This is a genomic window from Neptuniibacter sp. (assembly GCF_024231755.1).
Lineage (GTDB): Bacteria > Pseudomonadota > Gammaproteobacteria > Pseudomonadales > Balneatricaceae > Neptuniibacter.
This window is the reverse complement of record NZ_JAAEQH010000042.1, coordinates 1-24,482: the sequence shown is the minus strand read 5'-3', so window position 1 is coordinate 24,482 and position 24,482 is coordinate 1. Positions and strand designations below refer to the sequence as shown.

The following is a 24,482-nucleotide window of genomic DNA, read 5'->3' as shown; positions in this document are numbered from 1 at the left end:
AATCAATGGAGACATCACTACAACCATATCAGACCACATAGTTCACTGGGTTATATGTCACCAGTGGCATTTAAAAACAAAGCAGCATAGGATGAAAAATCTCATCGAGGAAATGGTTCTAATGATGGGGAAAGGTCAGATCTAACAACAGTCTCAACCCGTGTTTCTTCAGGGTAATAACCTGCTAACGAGATAGTTAATGCTCCGAGTATGATGCAAAACACGCTGACTCGGTTGTGCCATTTAACTACATCTATCTGCGTGACCTTCCGTCTTAGTTCTAGAAGCTTTGGGTACTTACGATAGAAGGCGATACCAGAGAGGTTTCGTGGCGTTTTCCTATTTTCAGCATTTGTTATTATTACCAGCGCAAAAGGTATGGCTAGTAAAATAAAAAGGATGCTGATTAGTAAAAGAAAAGTGCCTAACAACTTAGAGATCTTCCGTGGCTTTTAAGGGGATTGATTTTCCTCTGGATAGGATAAAGCAAATACTAGGAAGCGTCTAAAAGTGAAGAGCCATAGAGCTAAGAATAAGCTCTATGGCATCTTGAGTATTCTAATTTTCAAGCGCTAACTCTGCCATTCTCATTGTGCTGTCAAAGGACTCACAGCCTGCGATAAATAAGCCGTTATGGCAGAACATCGCATCGCTGAGACCTGTCTCATCTTGCAGAGCTTTACCAGATAATCCTGCCCATGATTTAGGCAATGATTTTTTATCCTCAAAAGAACCGGGTTTTACCGGTATTGCCTGAATACGCCACGGACCTGTATCGGATGGATAAACGATGTATAAAGCCTCTTTCGATAGGGCGTGCACAGTTCTTTTCCAAGGGGTGTATTGCTCTAATACAATCACGCGAGGGTCTTCAGCATTCTCTATGGCTTTCGCGACGATATCTTTGGCACTGATACCACCGTCAGCCGATGCAATAAATCGGCATAATACACGCGACGCAAAATCAACGGCTTCATCAAAGCATTCGTCGAAATGCGTCTCTTCCTGCCATGTTGGGTTAAACATAGAGATGGTTTGGCTAAGGCTTACCCCTTTAGCTACACCATCACCATAACCACAATCGATCGCATCAATGGCAGAAACCAGATCAGCATCCACCGCTTGAGCGACTTCAGCATTACCTTGGCAAATCTCAACGCCATACTTCTGCCAGATCAATCCAAATGAGGAGTAGGGAATTCCGTTATCACGCGCACCGGCCCCACCACGCTGGTGATGATCAAACCGACCTGTGTCAGGCTCATATTCACCACCGACATCAACCACAATATCAGCCTGACGGATAAGCTCTTCATCACGTGTACGGATCAGCTTAAAAGATGGAAAAACGGCTCTAAGCGCAGCGATACTAAAAACATCATCTGCATGAAAATTACCGCTGTGCGTTACTATCGTGATATCAGGCATTTCTATTGTGTCATTTAAGTGTGGATAGAAGGCTGCTAACCAAACCCAAGTGGTGAGGTTCGCAGTGGAGACGTGATTATCATCGTCTAATTGATAGGGCGGATACTATAGGAAGGTTGCTGATAAGAATAGGGGGCTTCTTCTATATCCGATGATCGTACTGCAGCTATTGATAGAAGTTAGTGTTTAGTGTTGCACTAGGTTCTTGGTTCTTGGTTCTTGAAAACAAACCTACCCCTATAACGACCTAGTCGAGTGCTTTAAGAGCGGCAATCACTTTTTTACGTTGAGCTGTGACGATATCGAGTTTTTTATTCAAGCGGCTTATCTCTTCTTCATCATGTTCACCAGCAAGTTTTTCTTTTAGTTGTTTCTTTTTCTTTTTTAACTTTTGCTGGATGTCTTTTAGACATTTCTTGCGTTCACTCGTTTTCAGTTTCTCATCGTCGAGATATTTTTGGGTAATCTCTAAAAGCTTAGGCAGTTTCACAATCTTACCTCCAATCAATCGATACTGAGATATTAGTTATTTTCTTCGAGAATTTCGGCAACTTCATCGTCGTTAAGCGCAACGCTGCGTACAGCCTCGTTCATATGCACATTTCCGCTAGCGAATAGCGACTCACCCATCTGGATCAGGTTTTTGGCAACATCATACGCATAGTTGGCGTCATTCATCATTGAGGTTGCCATTACTGCAGTGATCTTTTTGTCGCGAATCAACCTTTCCATCTCACCGTTTACAGTCACGTCATTAGCTTTCATATCAAGCTTTAGGCTATCCAGAGAAAGAATGTTTGAAGAATCTTCCTCATCATTGCGAATATTATCCAGTTCACGCATTAGGTTACCCAGTTGAATACGGAACTTGTTGTATTCTGCACGGATATGGTTGTTTGGGGAGAGGATGTATTGTGAAAGGTTTTTGTTCATGTGCTTGGTATCTTTAATAGCTTCCACAATATCGCGCCCAGCAGCGCGCAACCTGAACAACTCATCACTTTGTTCCGGAGTCATATTCGATTGCGCACTACTAATAAACTTCACAATGTCACTGTAGAGGCCTTTGATACTCTTTTCATACTCGTCGTCAAAATCGATCGGAATCACCTTGTTGTCTTGTCTGACGACATCTTCAAGGCCTTTATCCGACAAAATATCATCGCGATGTAAACTCAGGCCGTGGGCGATGATGGCGAAGGCATTGTCATATAATCTCAACGTCTCTTTACGCACTGCCTCTATCGCCGTGTCAGGCAACTCTTCAGCTGCTTCATTGAGATACATTGGTTTCTCTCTGGGCTGCTCTTTTTCAGGCATCGCTTTAGTCAGAGAGTTGGACAGCTGGTTGATGAAAGGCATCATCGCAACAATTCCGATCGCATTGAAAATGGTGTGAAATACTGCCAGCTTCAAGGTGTAGTCATCCGCGGCAATACCAACCTTTGCGCTGAATGCATCTACCAGATCGGCGATTTGATAGATAAACACAATGGCGATGATCGCGGTGACCATGTTAAATATCAGGTGGGCGACGGCGAGACGTTTACCCTGCACATTGGCACTCATCGAGCCGATTATAGCCGTGATAGTGGTACCGATATTGGCACCAATCGCCAGGGCCAAAGCGTTTTCATAAGTGATCTGTTGTGCAGCCAGAGCAGTAATTATGATCACCAGTGTTGCATGGCTGGATTGCATAATCACCGTAGCGGCTACACCGATCAGGGTGAAAAGCATAATCCCGGTATAGCCCGAAACTGCAAAAGCTGTCAGGTCAATGGTATCGCGGAAGGCCTCAAAGCCTTCTTTCATATGGTGGATACCGAGGAACAAGAATCCCAGACCAGCAAGAATATAGCCGACCCCGTTCATTGTTCTCGATTTCTGGAAAATCAGAATAATTCCGAATACCAGCATGGGCATAGCGTAGGCGGAAATCTTTACCTTCATTCCCCAACCGGCAATTAGCCAGGCACCGGTGGTAGTGCCAAGGTTGGCACCAAAAATAATTCCTATTCCGGCGGCAAGACCAATCAGACCAGCACTCAGGAAAGATATAGTGATCACAGAGACCAATGAACTGGATTGCATAACAGAGGTACTGACAACACCAAATGTCAGTGACCTCCATGGACCATCGGTGGTTTTTCGCAGTATTCGCTCCAGAACCCCACCAGTGAAGGATTTAAAGCCTTCTTCAAGGGCAAGCATCCCGAAAAGGAAGATAGCAACGCCGGCAGCAATTTCCTTGAAGTTTGGACTGATCCAGAAACCCCAGGCCAGAATTGCAAGCATGGTGAATAAGATTATCTTCCTGAACATTAACGAATGTGACCCTTTTCGATTATTAAAAAATACAACTCACTGCCAAACACAGAATTGCATTTAGTGTTTAACTCATTGAAAAATAGCTGATACTTATACTTCTAGCATCATTCCTCGCAATGTGAAGAAAAGAATTGCTGCCATGATGCCCGCAGCAGGGACAGTGATGATCCAGGCCGCAGCTATTTTCAACAGAGCAGAACGTTTGACCAATTCAGTACGGTAGATCTTTTTCAGACTTTTACGCTCTTTTTTGTTTAGTTCAGCAGAAGCTCTGTGCTCTTTAAGTTGTCTGAGCATCACTTCTTTCTCTTCGATCGATGCTTTCTCGAACTCTTCAATGAACTGCTGGACTTTCTCTTCTTCCTCTTCTGGATGGTGCGCGTGTATCTCTGCGATTTTCTTCGCATAGTTGGTTTTCAGGTATTCACGCAGGAAACCAACACCGAAAACCCCACCCACTGCAATATGGGTTGAAGATACTGGCAGGCCTAGCTGGGAAGCGATGATTACGGTAATCGCTGCCGCCATTGCAATAGAGAAAGCGCGCATCTGGTTGAGTTCTGTTATTTCCGAACCAACAGTTTTAATCAGTTTCGGACCGTATAGCGCTAAACCAAGCGCGATACCCAAGGCGCCAATCATCATCACCCATACTGGAATGCTGGCTTTGGTAGAAACTCCACCGCTCATAATTGAATCATTGATAGCAGCAAGAGGGCCTACAGCGTTGGCAACATCATTGGCACCGTGAGCAAAGCTCAACAATGCCGCGGCGAAGATCAATGGGATGGTGAATAAAGAGTTAACAGATTCCTTGCTGTTTTCAAGCTTATCGGCGGCGTTTCTAACCATAGGCTTGACCACGACATAGACTATGCCAGCGGCTACTGCACCGATCAAAGCAGCCGTAGCAAAGTCAAGTTTCCAGATTTTCTTCAGACCTTTAAGCGCCAGATAAGTCGAGAACGCCCAAGCCATTACCATCACCAGAATCGGCACCCATTTTTTGGCTGCAGCAATCATGTCGCTCTTATAGGTAATGTTCTTTTTGATAAGCATCAGGAAAGACGCAGCAATCACACCGCCCATCACCGGGGAGATAACCCAGCTAGCGGCAATCATGCCCATTTTGTCCCAGTTGGCGACTGCCACACCGCCTGCAGCCATACCCGCACCTAATACGCCGCCCACAATGGAGTGGGTGGTCGAGACGGGCGCACCTAATGAAGTTGCGATATTAAGCCATATTGCCGCAGATAGAAGGGCGGCCATCATTAGCCAGATAAACGTATCTGCATCCTGAATTGTTTCAGGATTGATGATTCCTTTTTTGATGGTGCTAACTACATCACCACCTGCTAGTAATGCACCTGATGCTTCAAAAACTGCCGCAATGATAATTGCGCCGGTTAATGTTAATGCCTTGGAACCAACCGCGGGACCAACGTTGTTTGCCACATCATTAGCACCGATGTTCATCGCCATATAACCACCTATCATGGCAGCAGCAACAAGCATTATTCCGTTCGGAACGTTACCCACCGTTGAGTAACTGTACATAATGACCCCTACAATGAAGAGGATTGCGTAGCCCAGCCTAACGATTTCAGGTCTGCCGAAGAGCGTAGCCCGCTCTATCTTATCGAGTTGGTTGATATCCACTTCCGTTTTACTCCTCAGGTTCACGCATCAATGGACGAATTATCAGGAATCATCAGGTAGTCCCGAAGTATTTCGATTGTCATGAAATTGAAATATATGATTATCAAATGTAACTTTCTGCATCGCTCAAAACCATTGAGTAGATCAATAAAACAACCTTTAAAGGAATAAATCCGAGAAGGTGAACATTTTAGTAAAAGGTATGGGGGAGTTCTGATTCCAAAGGAGCTGATTGGAGCTGTGGTTTATTTCTAAATTACAAATGGCAGTACTAGAAAGTCCAATAGCGAGTTTATGCCTAGGAAGTTTTACTGATCACGAAAGCGGGCCTTAACCGCTGGGGCAAGAATAGATTTATCGAGTCCAGAGCTGCTTGCTGCAAAGCCTTGTTTTCGCTACTGCGGCTGTTATGAAACACATGAGGGTTTTAGGGCATTGCCTCGTGATTTTTCATTATCTGTTAGCCAGGCTTTCAATTCCCTATAGGCAAACTGATAGGCCATTTTCTGGTGTTGGCTTGGTATGCTTGATAGTCATCAATTTCACTCAGTGAACGTTCTTCATGGTTGGCTTGCACAATCAAGCAAATCATACCGACAAATAATGATATCAATGAAAAAAAGCTGGGCAGAGCGAAATAAAAGCCAAACATGCCAACCATGACAGAAGCGAACAGTGGGTGCCGGCAAAATGTGTATGGGCCAGACTTAATAGTTTTAAAATCCCGTACGACACTCTCATCTATCCCCGAATGCCATTCATCACGCATATATGCATGAACATAGCTGATCAGAAATAGACTGATTAACATTAACCCTGCACCTATCCAACGAACATAAGGAATAAAAGGTAAGTTATGAGTAAATAGAACCAAATCATCAATGGCAGGAATGAATAAACGTAAGATACAAAGCCCTAAAATACTCGCTCTGAATATATTGAATACCCATCTTATCCACCAGGATCGGCTGCCTCTAGGCCCGTAATGAATTCGGGTAAAGCCGTCTCTTTGTTTCAGTCCAATTGCGGTTGCTGAATAGTGGATTCCAATGATGGAGAAAAAAACAGCTAGAAAAATATCTACAACCAAACCTGCATCCTGCCTGGGATCTAATGAATACCTAAGGGGACCTTTAACCTTAATCTTTGTAAGTTACCTTTTCAAACGCAAGTGATCTTAATTGCAAACCAAACCGTATCTCTTTGTCTGAACTCCAAAATTTGGAAGGCTGGAAGAGAAGGGGCGGATTGTGAAGAACATAAATAAGAACTTACTCAAGCGTGTTCACAGCAAAATTTTGCAGAAGGGAAAAAAGGTCAATGAGAAACATCATTTCCTGGCGGGTCTCTACGCTTATCAAGAGTCAGATGAGTGTATGCTATTTATCTCCGATGCCTATAACTTCGTCAAACTGGATTTCAACGGAGAATTCCAATTTTCTTATGTATCCAAAGACTACGACAAGTCTTTTAACAGGAAAATCAGGCAGTTAGATTCGATGTATTAGAGCTATTTTGAATAGCCTTACATCAAGGGTACAAGATACGGTATTAAACTGTTTGGACATATTTCTGCTAAGGAGCCATTAACCCAACCAGCTAACGAGCATCATCTCGTCACTTACTGCTATATCAATAGATCCTAAAACAAGTTTGAGGTGACAGTTTGATCGTACTACCTTCGAAGGCTGGAATCCAAAAAAAACCGAACCCCAAAGGTTCGGTTTTTTGCTTTTCCTAGCCACTAGCAGCTGCAAAGCAGCGTTCTCGCCACTCGCAGCTACAGAAGAAGGCTTAGCCTTCTTCTGGTTCATAACCCAAGTTAGGTGCCAACCAGCGCTCTGCTTCAGACATCTCCATGCCTTTACGCTTGGCGTAGCTTTCTACTTGGTCTTCGCTGATTTTCGCAACACCGAAGTATTGTGATTCAGGATGGCTGAAGTAGAAGCCGCTTACGGCTGCTGTTGGCAGCATTGCGTATGCATCAGTCAGCGTCATACCAGTGTTCTTCTCAACATCTAGCAGTTCCCAAAGTAGGCCTTTCTCTGTGTGCTCTGGGCACGCAGGGTAACCTGGAGCAGGGCGGATGCCTTTGTATTTCTCGGCAATCAAATCTTCGTTAGATAGCTGCTCGTCCGATGCATAACCCCAGATCTCTTTACGCACTTTATCGTGCATCATCTCAGCTAGCGCTTCGGCAAAACGGTCTGCCAAAGCTTTAACCATGATGGAGTTGTAGTCGTCGTGATCCGCTTCGTATTTTGCTACCAGTTCATCACAGCCGTGACCTGCAGTTACAGCAAAAGCACCGAGGTAGTCTTGCTTGCCAGTTTCTTTTGGCGCTACGAAGTCGGTTAGACACATATTGGCTTTGCCTGCGACTTTTTCAGTTTGCTGACGTAGGTGATGTAGCTGCATCAATACTTCGCTGCGGCTTTCATCTGTGTATAGCTCAATATCATCGTGGTTAACGCTGTTCGCTGGGAAGATACCAACAACCGCTTTAGCTGTTAGGAGTTTCTGATCAACCAGATCTTTTAGCATCGCTTGAGCATCGTTGAATAGACGAGTCGCTTCTTCACCGATGATCTCGTCATTCAGGATGCGAGGGTAACGACCCGCTAGCTCCCACGAGTGGAAGAACGGCGTCCAGTCGAAGTACTCTTGAATATCACTAAGAGCGATATCATCAAATACGTGAATGCCCTGTTTTAGCGGTGCTGGTGGGGTGTAGTCATCCCACTCAATCTGGTATTTGTTTTCACGTGCAGCTTCAAGGGTCACACGACGTTTGTCATTCATACGGGCAGCATGGCGATCTCGTACAGCTTGGTACTCTTCTTGAATCTCTTTCACGTAACCTTCTTTCTTATTACCTAGAAGGCTAGATGCAACGTTTACTGCACGGGATGCGTTAGTTACGTGTACTACTTGATCGCGGTGGAATACAGGATCGATCTTAACCGCTGTATGGGCCTTAGATGTGGTCGCGCCACCGATTAGTAGAGGGATATCAAAGCCCTGACGCTCCATCTCTTTACCCACGTGTACCATCTCGTCGAGAGAAGGCGTGATCAGACCAGACAGGCCGATTAGATCTGCATTTTCTTCACGAGCGGTTTTCAAGATAGTTTCCGCTGGTACCATTACGCCAAGGTCGATGATCTCGTAGTTGTTACATTGCAGTACTACGCCCACGATGTTTTTACCGATATCGTGTACGTCACCTTTAACGGTTGCCAGTACGATCTTACCGTTAGAACTGCTCGTGCCGTCTTTTTCTTCTTCGATAAACGGCATCAGGTAAGCAACGGCTTTTTTCATTACACGTGCAGATTTTACTACCTGCGGTAGGAACATTTTTCCTGCACCAAACAGGTCACCCACTACGCTCATGCCGTCCATCAACGGACCTTCAATTACATGAAGTGGGCGGTCGTGGTTTTGACGTGCTTCTTCTGTGTCGTCTTCGATAAATTCGGTGATACCTTTAACCAGTGCGTGCTCAAGACGTTTATTAACGTCCCACTCGCGCCATTCTTGCGTTTTAGTATCTTCTTGTTGCGAACCATCGCCGCGGTATTTCTCCGCAATATCCAGTAGGCGTTCAGTGCCGTCTTCACGGGTATTCTGGATAACGTCTTCTACTGCTAGACGTAGCTCTTCTGGAAGGTCATCGTAGATCGCCAACTGACCGGCGTTAACGATACCCATATCCATACCTTGCTTGATCGCGTGGTATAGGAATACACAGTGGATCGCTTCACGTACTGGGTTATTACCACGGAAGGAGAAGGATACGTTGGATACACCACCGGAGATCTTTGCGTAAGGTAGGTTCTGTTTGATCCAGCCTGTTGCTTGAATAAAGTCGACTGCGTAGTTGTTATGTTCTTCGATACCGGTTGCTACCGCAAAGATGTTTGGATCGAAGATGATGTCTTCGGGTGGATAACCCACTGTATCGACAAGTACACGGTAGGAGCGCTCGCAAATCTCGATCTTACGCTCGTAAGTATCTGCTTGGCCCGTTTCATCGAAGGCCATTACAACTACAGCGGCACCGTAGCGGCGAAGCTTTTTCGCTTGTTCGATAAAGTTCTCTTCGCCTTCTTTAAGGCTGATTGAGTTAACAACACCTTTACCTTGGATGCACTGAAGACCGGCTTCGATAACGTCCCACTTAGAGGAGTCGATCATGATCGGTACGCAAGCGATATCTGGCTCTGATGCGATCAGGTTAAGGAACTTAACCATCGCTGCGTGAGCATCCAACATGCCTTCGTCCATGTTGATATCGATGATCTGTGCACCGTTCTCAACCTGTTGGCGAGCAACATCCAGTGCTGTTTCGTAGTCCTGCTCTTTGATCAAACGTTTGAACATCGCAGAACCGGTAACGTTGGTACGCTCACCAACGTTAACGAATAGGGTATCTTCGCCAATGTTCATTGGTTCAAGACCCGATAGACGACACTCTACAGGTAGTTCAGGAAGCTTTCGTGGCTCAGCTTTTTCGGCAGCTTCACGAATCGCTTTGATGTGTGCTGGGGTCGTACCACAGCAACCACCGATAATGTTTAAGAAGCCTGACTGCGCCCATTCGCCGATCTCTTCAGCCATCTGCTCTGGTGTTTCATCGTAACCACCAAAGGCGTTTGGTAGACCTGCGTTAGGGTGAGCAGAAACGTGAGTCTCAGAAATACGAGACAGCTCTTCGACATACTGACGTAGCTCATTAGGACCTAGTGCGCAGTTCAAACCAACGGAAATTGGTTTAGCGTGACGTACTGAGTTCCAGAATGCTTCGGTTGTCTGACCGGACAGCGTACGACCGGATGCATCGGTGATCGTACCGGAGATCATTACTGGCAAACGGATGTCGTTTTCTTCGAAGTAGGTTTCTACCGCGTAGATTGCCGCTTTGGCATTTAGGGTATCGAAGATGGTTTCGATCAGAATGATGTCAGAACCACCCTCAATCAATCCATCGATTGATTCTGTGTACGCTTCAACTAGCTCATTAAAGGAAACGTTACGGTAAGCTGGATCGTTTACATCGGGAGAAATGGAACAAGTACGGTTTGTTGGGCCAAGTACACCTGCTACATAGCGTGGGCGATCCGGTGTTTCAGCTGTGATTTCGTCACAAGCTTCGCGAGCAAGACGTGCTGCTTCTACGTTGATTTCACGGCTGAGTGATTCCATCTCGTAATCAGCCATAGCGATCTGCGTCGCGTTAAACGTATTGGTCTCGATGATATCAGCACCGGCCAATAGATATTCTTTGTGAATTGCTTTGATGATATCTGGCTTCGTGAGTACCAGAAGGTCGTTATTACCTTTAACTTCGATGTGCCAGTCAGCGAAACGCTCTCCGCGATAATCCGCTTCTTCCAGTTTGTAATCCTGGATCATGGTGCCCATACCACCATCGAGAATCATGATGCGGTTTTTAAGGCTTTCGGAAAGAATTTCGTTTAGCGTTTTATCGGTCACAGCAAACTACCTGAATCTACAGCGGGTAAAGAAAGGGGGCTATTGTAAATCAAATGGTTACGAATGTGTGTGAGGAAAGTTAATTCTATGATGAAGCGGGTTCAATCAGAAGATAAATCTGGTTAGGTATAGTTCTACAGTAGATTGAACTTTTTTGTTCTAAAGAATAGGCAAATCAATACTTAAAATTCTGTGTGATGCTGGTAGAATGTGCCGCTTTTCGGCGAAGGTATATACAATTAGCGTTCATTTTCCGAACGTTTTTTAGTATTATGTGCGCCGCAACAAAGTTGGTGGCAACAACCAGCGTATAGAAAAACCGCTATTTCAGGGATATATCCACACAATGGAGCCCTGATCTAGCTGGCAGTGACGTGCTTTCCCTTACCTACAGGTTAAGTTGGAAAGCGAAAGGGGGACACCGGGGGAACCCGGTCTGGATGAGCAAACGCAGGTAAAGATTTTATGCTGCAGACAATGTTGAAGTGCAAGCTACACCGTGTGACTGTGACACATGCAGAGCTGCACTACGAAGGTTCATGTGCAATTGATGGTGTACTGCTTGATAAATCAGGCATCCGTGAATATGAAATGATTCATATTTATAACATCAATAATGGTGAGCGTTTCACTACATATGCAATTCGTGGTGAAGATAACAGTGGGATAATCTCTGTTAATGGCGCGGCGGCACACAAGGCGAGCAAAGGTGATCTTCTGATTATTGCTTCTTATGCTCAGATGGACGAGAAAGAAGTGGAAGAGCATCAGCCAACACTGTGCTATTTCGAGAATGCAAAAGCAGATGGTGGTGTCGGTGCAACTGATGAAGAGCTGCATCAACGCAACGTTCTGACAGGTATGAAACAGGCAATTCCTGTTCAGCCAAAAGATATCTGATTAATCAGATAACCGAATATAGAAAGCCACCCATAAGGGTGGCTTTTTTGTTTTCAGCTCTGAATTTAGCAGAAGGGTAGGTAAAGTAGTGTTGGAGCGATGTCCCTATCGCGAAGGGATGGATCTAATCCATCCCACATGAGCTCCAGCTATTCTCTACTATTAGGCTTACAAACTTACAGCTCTGCTTCAGCCAGTTTCAGATCTACAATAGATTTCAGAAGTTTGAAGAGGCGGATAGACGCATCAATCTCTTCTTTACGGTTAGTTAAACTTTCGATATTCAAACCGATTGGAACACCCAGCGGCAGTACTGCTTCCAGAATCTGTTCAAGATTATTACGGCAGATACGGATAGATTCCTGCAGAGGGCTGTGCGCATCCATAATGCGAAAGCGGGTTGCTTCAGGAACAGAGATACCCAACCACTCCATAAATTCCAGTGTTTTAGTGCTGCCACACGGAGTGAAAGTCAGGATTACTCGTTTTGGCTCTGTACCATTTTCACGACAGCTACGTGCATAGCTGCTCAGCATATCGATTGTCGCTTGTGCGTTATACACAGCCTGAGAAACAAAGAATTCACAACCTTGCGCAGATTTACTCACTAAACGCTCATGCTCGTTGCCTTTAGCTGCATGGCGTTCGGCAATTGTTACGCCGCCCAGTTGAAAATCAGCCTGGTGATCCGCGATTACTGAGTAAGCATCGTTAAGGCTGAGTTTGATCTCTCCTTCAGAGGATGGGCTGCCTACCAGAACTGTGTCACGGACACCGTATTCGTTCCAGGCTTCATCCAACCACTGTACAAATGATTCCTCATCGCGTTGAGATACGCTCTTATAAGTTATCACCGGGCGCTCAGCTTTCTCACGAAGTAGCTTGGAGTAGGCGCGCGGGTCCAGCGTCTGCATAAATGGGAACGGACGTGGTTTGTCGATACGGCTGCTTTCGTCCTGAATGTCATAGACAATTAAACCGTCAAATTCCACATGCTCCAGACGCTGCAGCAGTTTATCTGCGATCTCTGATGTAGCTTCTTCAGTCGTGCCGTTTTTGGGTGGTGTGGTACCGAACAGATAAACACCACGGCTGCTATCGGCAAATTTTGTTCTGAGATCTTGTTTCATGATTGTTCTAACTTATCTGTCTAAACTGTAATTGCTGGGTATTCTAACAATTAATTATTTTCATGTGTTTAAGTTATAAGATGAAAGTTTTTCTGCCATAGTTGAGTAGATTTAATAGGGCTATATCAAAACAGTTCATATTCGGGGATTTATCTTGAGTGCTAGCAATTTTGACCTAAACAAAGCCAGTAAAGAGATTGAGAAATCGGGTGATGGCATTCCTCCTCTGGAAAAATGGAATCCTGATTTCTGCGGCGATATAGATATGCGTATAGCTCGTGATGGTCGTTGGTTCTATATGGGGACTCCTATAGGCCGTCCGGCCATGGTCAAGTTATTCTCAAAAGTTCTGTGGCAGGAAGAGAACAAGTTTTTTCTTAAAACGCCGGTGGAAAAGGTCGGTATTCAGGTTGAGGATGCCCCGTTTCTTTTTATCTCAGTTGAAGAGAGAGAAGGAGAGAAGGCTAAGGAGCTCTGTTTCACAAGTTTAACGGATGATGTCGTGGTTGCAGGGGCTGATCATCCAATCACGGTTAACATCTGCCCGAATACTCACGAGCCTTCCCCCTATATTGATGTCAGATTCGGTATGCGAGGTTTGATCAACCGCACGGTGTTTTATCAGTTGGTGGAGATTGCAGAGGAGAAGATGGTTGATGGTCGTTCGGTATTGGTGGTGGAAAGCCAGGGAGAGGTCTTTGAGTTAGGGGCCTTTTAATTGAGTGCTGGTTTAACTCTGTTCTGAATTAGCTAACACAATCTCGGTGGTAACCTCAGTTTTTACAGAGTTTGCAATAAAGCATTGCTCATGTGATTGGTGGTGCATCTGTTCTAGGTGTTCGTAAGATGGTTGTGTATCACCAGAGAATTTAATTTCGGGACGTAATGTCACTTTAGTCATTGATACCTTTCCATCACGATCTTCTTCCATAATGCCAACAGCATTATCGATGTATTGATCAACGGTGAATCTATTTTTGGCAGCGATGGATAGGAAGAACAGCATATGGCAGCTTGATAAGGAGGCTACAAAGGCCTCTTCAGGGTCGACACTGGTTTCAACGGAATAGGGTAAAGGCACCACATGTGGAGATGAAGATGCCGGAATCGTTATTCCGCCATCAAACGTCCATTCGTGCCCTCTGCTGTACTTATTATCTGTATACCGTTCATCGCTTTCACGTGTCCAAGCGATCTTTGCATAATACTCAGACATTGTTGCCTCTTTTTACAAATATTCTCTTTGCCGTTAAATCCCACTGGCCAGTATTTTCCCATCTTAGGAGATAACTGCTCATGTAACCTATACTGCTTTCAGTCAGGATTAGATAAAGAATTGAATGTTGAATGTATCTCTCATTCTACAGAAACCGTTTTTAGCTGCCATATTCACCGGATTCGGTCATTACCTGATTACTAAGGCGCTACCTGAAGCTACAGTCGAGTCATCTTCTACTGCAGGAATGGTCAAAGAGTAAACTTGCTGCCTCGTACTTAACCCTGTACATATAGTTGAGTGTTTAGTTGACGGGGTTGTTCCACAGATGTTGGTATAGGAAATATCTGTGGCATTGCGGCTTGGTGCCCTTATTCAGGGGAAAGGGGAGTGTTATGTTTTCGATTTATGAATACGATGGCAGGGTTTTTCGCGACACCTTAGAAGAACTTTATAAAGTATACCCGGTAGGTGGAACTTCAGCTTCCAGAGGAATTGAACTCCTCAAAGATACAGCCCCTGATCCTACCCAAACAAGCTACATACCTAACAGCAGTGCTTTGGAAGCATATAGAAGTTTAATCCATGCCAGCCCCAAAGAAGAACTACACCACGCATATGAAATCATGCAAAAGGCTGACACTGTATTGGAGGAAGGGGCAACAATATATTCAGCTCTGAATAGCTTGAATGCCTGCGGTTTAGATACCATTCCTATAGTTAATAACGAGCAGCGTATAGTGGGGCTTTTCTCCTATAAAAAGGTCATCAATGAGTTAGTTCTTGTCGACGCTGAAGAAATAAACCTAAAAATTACGACACTTAAATTCTTACAAAATGAAAAGGTCATAACAGCTGAACCTGTTACCAGTATCAGGCGTATTGCTGATGTAATGTTTCGTTTTGATTTGGCAATTATGCCAATCATTGATTCCTTCCAGAACCTTGTAGGTATTGTCACTCTGAAAGATATTGCCGGCGCAATCGCCAATGAACCGCCGCTAAGCGTTTGGTCGTAGTGGTTGGGTAATGCTGTTAGGCGATGATTTCAGGTCATGTTGTTATTAGTTAATGGGGTCTATATCAACACCATCCCAAAACCTATGAGTGTATTTGATTGGAGAAGCCTGTTCCCAGGTTCTACCTTAATGAGTCATTCACCACAAAGTGGCTTTTGGTCAGGTAAACATTTGATCATTGGCGTATATACAATGTCAGGTACTGATTTACCTTCAACCAAACGCTTGAGCATAACTATTGCCTGATAGCCCATCTGATAAGGGTTTTGACCAACGTTAGCATGGGCCAGATTATCTTCGAGCAAACGTATCTGTTGCTTCATCGCGTCTCCCATCACCACTATTATCTTTTTCGAAGCTAATGCCTCTTTGTAGGGGGTGACGGCTTCTTTATAAGCAGATTCATTTTGCTGTGGCCAAGCGCCGACAGATACCACCGTATCCACAACATTAGGGGTGTGTTTGTTTTTATCCAAAACATGCAGTAGTTGTGTTAGAGCTCGATGAGGTAAATCATTACTATAAAATGGGCAGCGAGAATATTCTGTCCAACCGTTTTGGCCTTCAAGTTTCGTCAGGGTGATAGAGGAATCAGGAATACCTGCTAAAGCGGCGCGCACTCCTGCAACCCTTTTTTCTAAAGCCGGACTGGATTTATGCCCACTAATCAAACACAGCTTACCTCCATTAGGTCGAAGCAGCTCTGTCTGCTTACCTAGCTCCCAACCCAATTGGAAGTTATCTGTACCGACGTAAGAATCTCGAATATTTTCAAAAGTTTCTAACGTGCTTTTATTAAAATCAGAATTGAAACTTATCAGTGGAATTCCACTTTTTTGGGCTTTTAAGGCGGTCTTTCTAGCGAAGAAACTTGAGTCGATGATAGAAACTGCAATTCCGTCGATGCCTTCATCTATCAACTGATTGATATAGAGACTTTGAGCTCTGGCTTCTGCTTTAACAGGGCCACCATAATGGCATTCAACGCCTCCCAGATCCTGTGCTGCTTGCTCGCAGCCAACTTGTACATCATCGAAAAAGTCGTTACCAACCCCTTGGGGAATTACTGCAAATTTCAGATCGCCATCGCCGGAAAAAGAGGGCTCAGCCAACAATACAAGGCTTATTAAAATTAATTGAATATGACGAAGCTTTAAGTAGGGCATGTCTTTTTTTGATAACGGAAAAAACGGCTAAACAGTTAGTTATTAGCACCATGTTTTGAATCTACTATTGGCGCTATGAAGACAATGTTGAGGCCACAGGGCTGCTGGAATAGATGCCGTTTACCGACAGCAACGGCATCTATTTTACAGTCGATTCATACTAAGATTAGTAGGAAAAGTTTAGAAAGCGTACTTTAGGTGCGCGCGAAGGAATGTTAAATCTGAGTCGCCAGCAATATCGTAATTTAATTGAGAAAGCTGAATGCGCCCGCTCAACCCTTCTACCTGTGGAAATTTATATTTTACATCTACTGCTAATTCCGAAGCGTCATCTAAATTGAATCTGGAATTGGCCGTTCCCTCTGCACTTTGATTCCATGATGCATATACAAGGGACGTTTTCAGACCCGCGATTCCTGTTTCATAATTCAGGCTAATGGATGTTTCATCAACGCCAGCAATGATCTCAGGTGAAAGCTCTGTGAATGCATAAGCCCTGAACTAAGGAACATGGCCTAGTGTTCCAGGCAAACTGTTTGCATCATCAGTAGACGTGTAGGCTAAAGTGACACCCAGCTTACCAAACTTAGTGGCGACCCTAGCGCCCCATAGATCAGTATCCGCGCCTTTATCGTAATCAGCATCAACATACATCGTGCCTAAAACGACCTGGGACTCTGGAATTTTATAATTCAAAGCCAGGAATGTTGTGTCATATGGGCCGCTTGTGAAAAAGTTTGTTGGAGGGTCACCGGCTAAGGTTGAGTCACTATCATTCGATAGATACTGCCCCTCGATATTTAAGCCTTTAACGCTGTTGTTATTGATGTAGATTGAGTAAACCGAACCGTCAAAACGAGCGTCCTTTTCGAGGATTGAATTGTTGCTACTATCTCCGTAGCGTTTTCTCCAATTCTCGAGATACATAAGTTTGAACGTTGTACCGCTAATATCCTTATTGGTAAGGACGACAGCATCGAAAGCATCTTTCATTGGATACATACTGCTGCGCATGACCAGTGGGCTAATAATATCCTGGCGACCAATACGTATTGTTGACTTGGTCGCTTCCGGATCAAATGCGTAAGCTATATATGCATTTTGTAGGTTAATGGATTGAATCGAGTTGCGTTCATCATCCTCACCCTGAACTTGCCAGGGTTGCCCATCATCGAGCTTCCAGTCGTAACCTGCTTGGACAGCAGCTCCAAACTTGAAACCATTGAAGTTGGCCGTTTCGTATTTCAATGAAAGTGCAGTGTTAGCTGTTTTGGTGTCACTCATAGGACCCGCAGATATCCCAGCATCACTTTCTGATCCAAACTGAATGACAGTATTGATATCGCCTGAAAATTTTCCGCCTAGCAATGCATCATTAAATGAAACTTCATCTGCTTGGGCTGTTACACCCATGAACATAGAAACTGCTAGAGTCAGGCATGTTGTTTTAGCTCTCATTCCAACTCCGATACTATTTTCGTTTTGGGACTCAACGGGGCCTCCCACACAAATGGTCTATCTGTGCGAATTTTACGTTGTGAATTTTGGTTTTCAGTCTGCTAAAGAGAATAAAATCATCTAATGATCACCCTCTGCGCATCAAAGCTTGAATTCTCTCATGTTGTTGAACTTAATCGTAGCTTGTTGAATAGCAGTAAGGGCCTTTTCGTTGCGCTCAATCAATAGCAATCCAATCAGACACCACTAATAATGAATTGGCGTTCGCTTATACGGCTGGCTAATCTAGAATGAACGTCAGCAGTCATCTCCTATCGTTGAGTGTTAGTGTTTTAGGAGAGAGCTAGGGATAATTCTCATGGAGGAAAGCTTTGGTACTAGTTAATATATAAACCAGTTTGAGATTTCGGTTGTATTATATTCCTATGAAAAGATTTCTTTTCCTGTTATTTGTTCTCTTTTTCGCAAACCCTCCTGTATTTGCTAATCCAAGCTTCAACGATATGTTCGATCAGCACGGTTCGATCATGTTGCTCATAGATCCTAGAACCGGTTCGATTGTTGATGCAAACAAGGCTGCTTCAGTTTTTTATGGTTACCCTCTTCATCAAATGCGTTCCATGCGAATTCAGGATATTAATACACTGACGCCTGCACAGGTAAAAGCTGAGCGTGAGTTGGCTGCTCAGGAGTCCAGAAACTATTTTGTTTTCAGGCATCGTATTGCTAACGGGGATATAAAAACCGTAGAGGTATTTTCAAACCCATTGGTCTTCTCCGGTCGTAAACTCCTGCACTCAATCATCGTTGATATTTCAGAAAAAAGGCTTCTAGAAGAAGCTATTTTCCACCAGCAAAGTCAGCTTGAGCAAACCATAGCAGACCAAACTGAGGTGATTGCTCAAGATTATAAAAAGCGACTCTGGATGTTGGTGATCACCTTAGTACTCGTCATGTGTGCTTTGATTTATGTGGTAATTGTTAGGCGTAAAGAGCAACACCTTAGTCAAAAACTGAGTAATCAGAAGCAAAGACTCGCCAATGTAATTACAGCGACAAGGGCAGGTACATGGGAGTTAAATCTCCAATCCGGTGAGCTTTATGTGAATGAGATGTGGGCAGAGTTAGTAGGATTTTCACTTGATGAATTACTACCTATGTCTGTGAGGAAGTGGAATCGCTTTATACATCCCGATGACTTAGCTGTTTCTAAAAAAGCAATAAATGATCATCTTGATGGGAAGCTTGATTTCTATACTTGTGAACTCCGAGTAAAACAAAAAAACGGTGATTGGCGTTGGGTTCTTGATCGGGGACAGGTTACAAAGTATTCGGCTAGTGGTGAGCCCCTGATCGTATCGGGAACACGTCAGGATATCTCTGAGCGGAAGCTAGCAGAAGAGCAAATTATATCCAGCCATAATCAATATATTGGCTTAACCGCAAATATACCGGATGGTACATACTCAGTAACTTTTGATGAGGAAGGTGTTACAAGTTTTGATTATGTGAGCCCTAGGTTTTGTGAACTGCTTCAAGTGGAAGCCAGCGATATTCTTGCAGATTCGCAAATAGCTTTTTCAAAAGTGCATCCAGAAGATCTTGAAGGTCTAATGAAAGCAAATATTCGAGCTAGAGATTATGCGGAAACCTTTCGCTGGGAAGGGCGTTTCATCATAAATAATGAAACCAGATGGATGCGAATAGCCTCAAACCCGATCAACGTCCAGAAAGAAAATCCAGTCTGGGTCGGGATAATGTCCGACATTACCGAAGCAAAAAATACCGCTCTATCCCTCAATCTTGCCAGCAATGTGTATAGAAATGCCCGTGAAGGGATGATGATCACCGGGCTTGATAATCGGATCACGGATGTTAATGCTGCCTTTACTGAGATTACTGGATATGAGCGCGGTGAAGTTATCGGAAAAGATCCAACCATCTTAAGCTCCGGGCGCCATTCAGGTGACTTTTTCAATAACATGTGGAATGACATCCAAAATGAGCATTATTGGAGTGGTGAATTTTGGAATAGGCGAAAATCGGGCGAGTTTTATATTCAGCGAACAAGTATTTCCGCGATCATTGATGATAAGAATGAAGTTCGGGAATATCTGTGTATCTTCAGCGATGTAACTCTGGAACGATCCCATGAATCTGAACTGGAGCGTATCGCGCATTATGACTCATTAACAAATCTGCCTAACAGGCTATTACTTAGTGATCGTCTTAATCAGGCGATGAAGCAGTCTAAACGACATCATCAAAGTGTGGCTGTTTTATATATTGATCTAGATAGATTCAAAGAGGTAAACGATACCTTCGGCCATGATATTGGCGATAACCTTCTAGTTCAGGTTTCTGAGGCTATGGAGCAATGTTTAAGGGAGGGGGATACCCTTGCACGTATCGGTGGTGATGAGTTTGTAGCCGTACTCCCTGATGGGGATGGAAAGATAGGCTATGTGAATGTAATCGAACGACTGCTCAGCGCAGCGACTTCGCCTATCACAATTAACGATGTGGAAATATGCATAACAGCGAGCATAGGGGTTTCAATTTACCCTCAGATGGAGGTAATCGAAGCGGATCAGCTATTACGACAAGCTGACCAGGCTATGTATCAAGCCAAACTACGGGGGAAAAATAGGGTTCACTTTTTCGATGAGAAAGAGGAAAAAGCTGTAAGACATCACCATGCGGGTACTGAGCGCATTCAACAAGCCCTGAATAACGGTGAATTTGAGCTTTATTATCAACCTAAGGTGGATATGCAGAAAGGGCGAGTTATTGGTATGGAAGCTCTACTGCGTTGGAACCATCCTGTACTTGGCACCGTTGCGCCAGACCTGTTTTTACCTGCAATAGAAAGCCATGAGATGATCAATGATGTAGGTGATTGGGTCATAAATGAAGCCTTACATCAAATGCAACAATGGCATGAAGCCGGTTATGCGCTTAATGTCAGTGTGAATATCGCAGCTAAACAGTTGCAAAACCCTTTGTTTGTAGATTGTTTAAGGCAACATCTGAATCAGTCAAGCAACTACACTTCAGGCGACTTAACGCTCGAGATTCTGGAAGATACAGCGATCGATGATCTTGAGCAGGTAGCTAAAGTCATTAGCGACTGTATGAATGCTGGAGTAAAAATCTCGTTAGATGATTTTGGCACAGGTTATTCATCCTTAACTTACTTAAGCAAACTTCATGTTAATGAGTTAAAGATTGATAGAAGCTTTGTTAAAGATATGATGACGAATCAGGATAACCTACAAATATTGGAAGGTGTGATTGCCTTAGCAAAAACCTTTGATATTCCGGTGATTGCCGAAGGGGTTGAGAGCCTGGGTCATGGAGAGGTTCTACTCAAGTTGGGATGTATTTACGCTCAGGGTTATGCGATTTCAAGACCAATGCCTGCGGCTGAAGTTGCTAGATGGATTGATAACTGGCAGAAACCTGACAATTGGAAGATAGCGTCTCTTTAGTCGGCATCGCGGTGCATGTAGCTAAGAACAAGCCCCGTGAATTTTCAATTAGCCCGGAACTCTAGCAAACTTATTTTTAAGTTTCTGAATCTCTTCGAAATAATGCCTGCCCTCTAAACAAAAAAAAACCGCAGATAAAAATCTGCGGCTGAAATGCCCAAAGCGCAATGTCAATTGAGTCGGGCCAAGAGTCTGGAAATGGGGGTATGACCATTTCCAGAACAGGATCACTCCTCCATGAGCGGTGTTTGAGGGTAGATAAAACCACCCATCAATCAATACTTATGCGGCAAGAATCTCTACATCGTCTCCCTCAAGGCGAACCGGCCATACAGGAACACTGACTTCAGCATCTTCCATGCATTCACCTGAGTTCAGGGAGAAGTGCTGTTTGTAGAGCGGGGATGCCACCATAATCTCGCCTTTAAGATCACCAATCAGACCACGGGCCAGTACATTTGCACCGCTGAATGGGTCGTGATTGCCGATTGCGTATACTTCATTTTCGTAACCAGGGATGTAGAACAAAGCTACTTGATTACCTTCGTATAGTGCTGCAACGCCTGAGTTAGGGATCAGATCATTTTTGCTGCACAGTTTTTTCCATTCAGTATTTGGATTAGCTGTCATGATTATTTCCTCTTCAGTCGTTGAATTAAGCTGGACGGATCTGTTCACGTTCAATGATATGAACGATCTGCGGATCAGCCTGTTCCTCAGTGTTTACAAAGGTACGGAAACGTTTCAGTTTCTCTTCATCTTCGATAGTGGCTTTCCACTCACACTCATAAGTTTCAACAACGTGAGCCATCTGAGCTTCCAGCTCTTCACCGATGTTCAGTTTGTCTTCGATAACAACTTCTTTCAGGTAGTCCAGACCACCTTCCAGGTTGTCCATCCAGGTAGATGTACGCTGCAGACGATCAGCCGTTTTGATGTAGAACATCAGTACACGGTCGATGTATTTAACCAGTGTTTCATCATCTAGGTCGGTTGCGAACAGGTCTGCGTGGCGTGGTTTCATACCGCCGTTACCACATACGTAGAGGTTCCAACCGTTTTCAGTTGCAATCACACCGATATCTTTACACTGGGCTTCGGCACACTCACGAGTACAACCGGATACAGCGAATTTGATCTTGTGCGGTGAACGCAGGCCTTTGTAGCGGTTCTCAAGGTTGATCGCCATGCCTACGCTGTCGTTAACACCGTAGCGGCACCATGTGCTACCCACACAGGATTTAACTGTACGCAGGGATTTGCCGTAAGCGTGACCTGTTTCGAAACCTGCATTAACCAGTTCTTCCCAGATCAATGGCAGTTCGTGCAGTTGTGCGCCGAACAGGTCAACACGCTGACCACCGGTGATTTTGGTGTACAGGTTATATTTCTTAGCTACCTGGCCCAGTACGATCAGTTTGTCTGGCGTGATCTCACCACCGGCAACACGTGGAACGATGGAGTATGTACCGTTCTTCTGCATGTTCGCCATGAAGGTGTCGTTAGTGTCCTGCAGGCTTACCAGTTCCTGATTCTGGATGTGCTCGTTCCAGCATGAAGCCAGGATCGAACCCACAGCAGGTTTACAGATTTCACAACCCATGCCTTTACCGTGCTTTTCAAGCAGCTCGGAGAATGAACGGATACCTTCTACGCGGATGATGTGGTAGATCTCTTCACGGGTATGTGGGAAGTGTTCACAGATATCTGTGTCGACTTCAACGCCGCGTTTTTCCAGTTCGCAGTCCACCACGCTTTTCAGCATAGCTGCACAACCACCACAGCCGGAAGCGGCTTTAGTAGCGTCTTTAACTTCAGCAACAGAGGTTGCGCCTTCATCGATAGAGCAGCAGATCTGACCTTTAGTTACGTTCAAACATGAACAGATAGTTGCTGTATCAGGCAGAGCGTCAGGGCCTAATGCTGGTGCCGCAGCACCGTCAAAGGATGGCAGAATCAGAGTCTGTGGTTTTTCTGGAAGGTCGATACCATTGAGTGCGTACTGCAGCAGAGTGTCGTACTTGCTGTTGTCGCCAACCAGAACAGCACCAAGAAGTTTTGTGCGATCTTCAGAAACGATGATGCGAGAGTAAACCTGTTCATCTTCATCCAGGTAACGATAGCTGATGCTGCCTGGAGTCTTACCATGTGCATCACCGATAGAGCCAACATCAACACCCAGGAGCTTCAGCTTGGTACTCATATCTGCGCCGGTGAAAGCAGCCTCATCGCCCGCAATGTGAGCAACCGCTGTTTTTGCCATTGTGTAACCCGGAGCTACCAGACCAAAGATCTGATTGTTCCACAGGGCACATTCACCGATAGCATAAATGTTGTTATCTGAAGTCAGGCACTGGTCGTTAACCAGAATACCGCCACGCTCACCGATCTCTAGTTCGCTGCTTTTAGCCAGAGCGTCCTGTGGACGGATACCGGCAGAGAACAGGATCAGGTCTGTTTCAAGGTAAGAGCCATCGCTGAAGTTCATGCGATAGGTGTGTTCTTCACCTGCAACGATCTCTGTAGTCGCTTTTTCACAGTGAACATCTACATCCAGATCTTCAATTTTCTTTTTCAGCAGTTCGCCGCCGTCTTCGTCCAACTGTACTGGCATCAGACGTGGTGCAAACTCTACAACGTGGGATTTTAGACCAAGGGATTTCAGTGCGTTAGCGGCTTCAAGGCCCAACAGACCACCACCAACTACTACACCTACTTTGGCATCTTTCGCACACTCTTGGATCTTGTCCAGATCCTCTAAGGTGCGATAAACAAAGCAGGCATCACCATCATTGCCCGGAATGGGGGGGACAAAAGGGTATGATCCTGTAGCAAGTACAAGTGTGTCGTAGGGGTATGTAGCTTGCTCGGTGATAACCTGCTTTGCATCGCGATCGATCTGCGTTGCACCTTCACTCAGGTGAAGCTGCACGCCATGTGTTTCGTAAAAGTTATCTTCTACCAGACATAGATCTTCATAAGTTGATCCACCGAAATATTCAGACAGGTGTACACGGTCATAAGCTGCACGTGATTCCTCAGCAAGAATGTGGATCTCATAGTCACCAGCTACGTCACTGGTTACAAAATTCTCAACAAAGTGGTGGCCCACCATGCCGTTGCCGATAACGACTAACTGGCGTTTATTTGATGTAGTCATAGAAGATATACCCATAATGTTT

At 44.7% G+C, this 24,482-nt stretch carries 19 protein-coding genes; 7 read left to right on the top strand and 12 right to left on the bottom strand.

Annotated features, from left to right (window positions below; all coding sequences use genetic code 11):
• On the top strand, positions 1-90 hold a 90-nt coding region (locus GY843_RS20975), incomplete at its 5' end, for an integrase core domain-containing protein (RefSeq protein WP_367183783.1).
• Positions 91-558: 468 nt separating this feature from the next.
• On the opposite strand, the gene GY843_RS01345 is transcribed toward GY843_RS20975, so the two are convergent.
• The 5 genes from GY843_RS01345 to GY843_RS01325 all read right to left on the bottom strand — a co-directional run bounded on the left by GY843_RS01345 (position 559) and on the right by GY843_RS01325 (position 6,511).
• Positions 559-1,428: an MYG1 family protein gene (locus GY843_RS01345; RefSeq protein ID WP_297305922.1), complete on the bottom strand. Its 870-nt coding sequence runs from the start codon at positions 1,426-1,428 to the stop codon at positions 559-561.
• 247 nt (positions 1,429-1,675) lie between these two features.
• Positions 1,676-1,918, bottom strand: coding sequence for a hypothetical protein (locus GY843_RS01340; RefSeq protein WP_297305921.1), 243 nt, complete (start codon positions 1,916-1,918; stop codon positions 1,676-1,678).
• Positions 1,919-1,950: 32 nt separating this feature from the next.
• Positions 1,951-3,753 carry a Na/Pi cotransporter family protein gene (locus GY843_RS01335; protein ID WP_297305920.1) on the bottom strand — a complete coding sequence of 601 codons (1,803 nt, stop codon included), beginning with the start codon at positions 3,751-3,753 and terminating at the stop codon, positions 1,951-1,953.
• A gap of 96 nt (positions 3,754-3,849) precedes the next feature.
• Positions 3,850-5,421 carry an inorganic phosphate transporter gene (locus GY843_RS01330; RefSeq protein WP_297305919.1) on the bottom strand — a complete coding sequence of 524 codons (1,572 nt, stop codon included), beginning with the start codon at positions 5,419-5,421 and terminating at the stop codon, positions 3,850-3,852.
• Positions 5,422-5,893: 472 nt separating this feature from the next.
• Positions 5,894-6,511 carry a methyltransferase gene (locus GY843_RS01325; RefSeq protein WP_297305918.1) on the bottom strand — a complete coding sequence of 206 codons (618 nt, stop codon included), beginning with the start codon at positions 6,509-6,511 and terminating at the stop codon, positions 5,894-5,896.
• Between the two features lie 160 nt (positions 6,512-6,671).
• Between GY843_RS01325 and GY843_RS01320 the strand changes: the two genes are divergently transcribed.
• The gene (locus GY843_RS01320; RefSeq protein WP_297305917.1) at positions 6,672-6,929 is read left to right on the top strand and encodes a DUF3081 family protein; all 258 of its coding nucleotides are present in this window, start codon (positions 6,672-6,674) and stop codon (positions 6,927-6,929) included.
• Between the two features lie 286 nt (positions 6,930-7,215).
• Here GY843_RS01320 and metH read toward each other — a convergent pair whose 3' ends face one another.
• Positions 7,216-10,920: a methionine synthase gene (gene metH / locus GY843_RS01315; RefSeq protein WP_297305916.1), complete on the bottom strand. Its 3,705-nt coding sequence runs from the start codon at positions 10,918-10,920 to the stop codon at positions 7,216-7,218.
• A gap of 465 nt (positions 10,921-11,385) precedes the next feature.
• Here metH and panD point away from each other — a divergent pair, with 465 nt between their 5' ends.
• Positions 11,386-11,820: an aspartate 1-decarboxylase gene (gene panD, locus GY843_RS01310; protein ID WP_297305915.1), complete on the top strand. Its 435-nt coding sequence runs from the start codon at positions 11,386-11,388 to the stop codon at positions 11,818-11,820.
• A gap of 176 nt (positions 11,821-11,996) precedes the next feature.
• Here panD and GY843_RS01305 read toward each other — a convergent pair whose 3' ends face one another.
• Positions 11,997-12,950, bottom strand: coding sequence for a hypothetical protein (locus GY843_RS01305; RefSeq protein WP_297305914.1), 954 nt, complete (start codon positions 12,948-12,950; stop codon positions 11,997-11,999).
• A 154-nt stretch (positions 12,951-13,104) separates the two neighbouring features.
• On the opposite strand from GY843_RS01305, the gene GY843_RS01300 reads away from it, so the two are divergent.
• Positions 13,105-13,668 carry a DUF1285 domain-containing protein gene (locus tag GY843_RS01300; protein ID WP_297305913.1) on the top strand — a complete coding sequence of 188 codons (564 nt, stop codon included), beginning with the start codon at positions 13,105-13,107 and terminating at the stop codon, positions 13,666-13,668.
• 12 nt (positions 13,669-13,680) lie between these two features.
• Here the strand turns inward: GY843_RS01300 and GY843_RS01295 are convergent, their stop codons facing one another.
• A complete protein-coding gene (locus GY843_RS01295; RefSeq protein WP_297305912.1) occupies positions 13,681-14,166 on the bottom strand; it encodes an OsmC family protein in 486 nt (161 codons plus the stop codon).
• A 124-nt stretch (positions 14,167-14,290) separates the two neighbouring features.
• Between GY843_RS01295 and GY843_RS01290 the strand changes: the two genes are divergently transcribed.
• Together GY843_RS01290 and GY843_RS01285 are read left to right on the top strand one after the other, a co-directional pair.
• Positions 14,291-14,428 carry a hypothetical protein gene (locus GY843_RS01290; RefSeq protein ID WP_297305911.1) on the top strand — a complete coding sequence of 46 codons (138 nt, stop codon included), beginning with the start codon at positions 14,291-14,293 and terminating at the stop codon, positions 14,426-14,428.
• Positions 14,429-14,561: 133 nt separating this feature from the next.
• Positions 14,562-15,185 (top strand): CBS domain-containing protein, encoded by a 624-nt coding sequence (locus GY843_RS01285; protein ID WP_297305910.1) that lies wholly within the window; start codon positions 14,562-14,564, stop codon positions 15,183-15,185.
• Positions 15,186-15,319: 134 nt separating this feature from the next.
• Here the strand turns inward: GY843_RS01285 and GY843_RS01280 are convergent, their stop codons facing one another.
• Both GY843_RS01280 and GY843_RS01275 read right to left on the bottom strand, forming a co-directional pair.
• Positions 15,320-16,351 (bottom strand): substrate-binding domain-containing protein, encoded by a 1,032-nt coding sequence (locus GY843_RS01280; RefSeq protein ID WP_297305909.1) that lies wholly within the window; start codon positions 16,349-16,351, stop codon positions 15,320-15,322.
• 501 nt (positions 16,352-16,852) lie between these two features.
• Complete coding sequence (locus GY843_RS01275; protein WP_297305908.1) at positions 16,853-17,809, bottom strand: hypothetical protein; 957 nt, start codon at positions 17,807-17,809, stop codon at positions 16,853-16,855.
• Between the two features lie 425 nt (positions 17,810-18,234).
• On the opposite strand from GY843_RS01275, the gene GY843_RS01270 reads away from it, so the two are divergent.
• Complete coding sequence (locus tag GY843_RS01270; protein WP_297305907.1) at positions 18,235-21,300, top strand: GGDEF and EAL domain-containing protein; 3,066 nt, start codon at positions 18,235-18,237, stop codon at positions 21,298-21,300.
• Between the two features lie 282 nt (positions 21,301-21,582).
• On the opposite strand, the gene nirD is transcribed toward GY843_RS01270, so the two are convergent.
• Both nirD and nirB read right to left on the bottom strand, forming a co-directional pair.
• On the bottom strand, positions 21,583-21,930 hold the full coding sequence (gene nirD, locus GY843_RS01265) for a nitrite reductase small subunit NirD (RefSeq protein ID WP_297305906.1): 348 nt from the start codon (positions 21,928-21,930) through the stop codon (positions 21,583-21,585).
• Positions 21,931-21,955: 25 nt separating this feature from the next.
• Positions 21,956-24,460, bottom strand: a complete 2,505-nt coding sequence (nirB, locus tag GY843_RS01260; RefSeq protein ID WP_297305923.1) for a nitrite reductase large subunit NirB — start codon at positions 24,458-24,460, stop codon at positions 21,956-21,958.
• Positions 24,461-24,482: the final 22 nt, after the last annotated feature.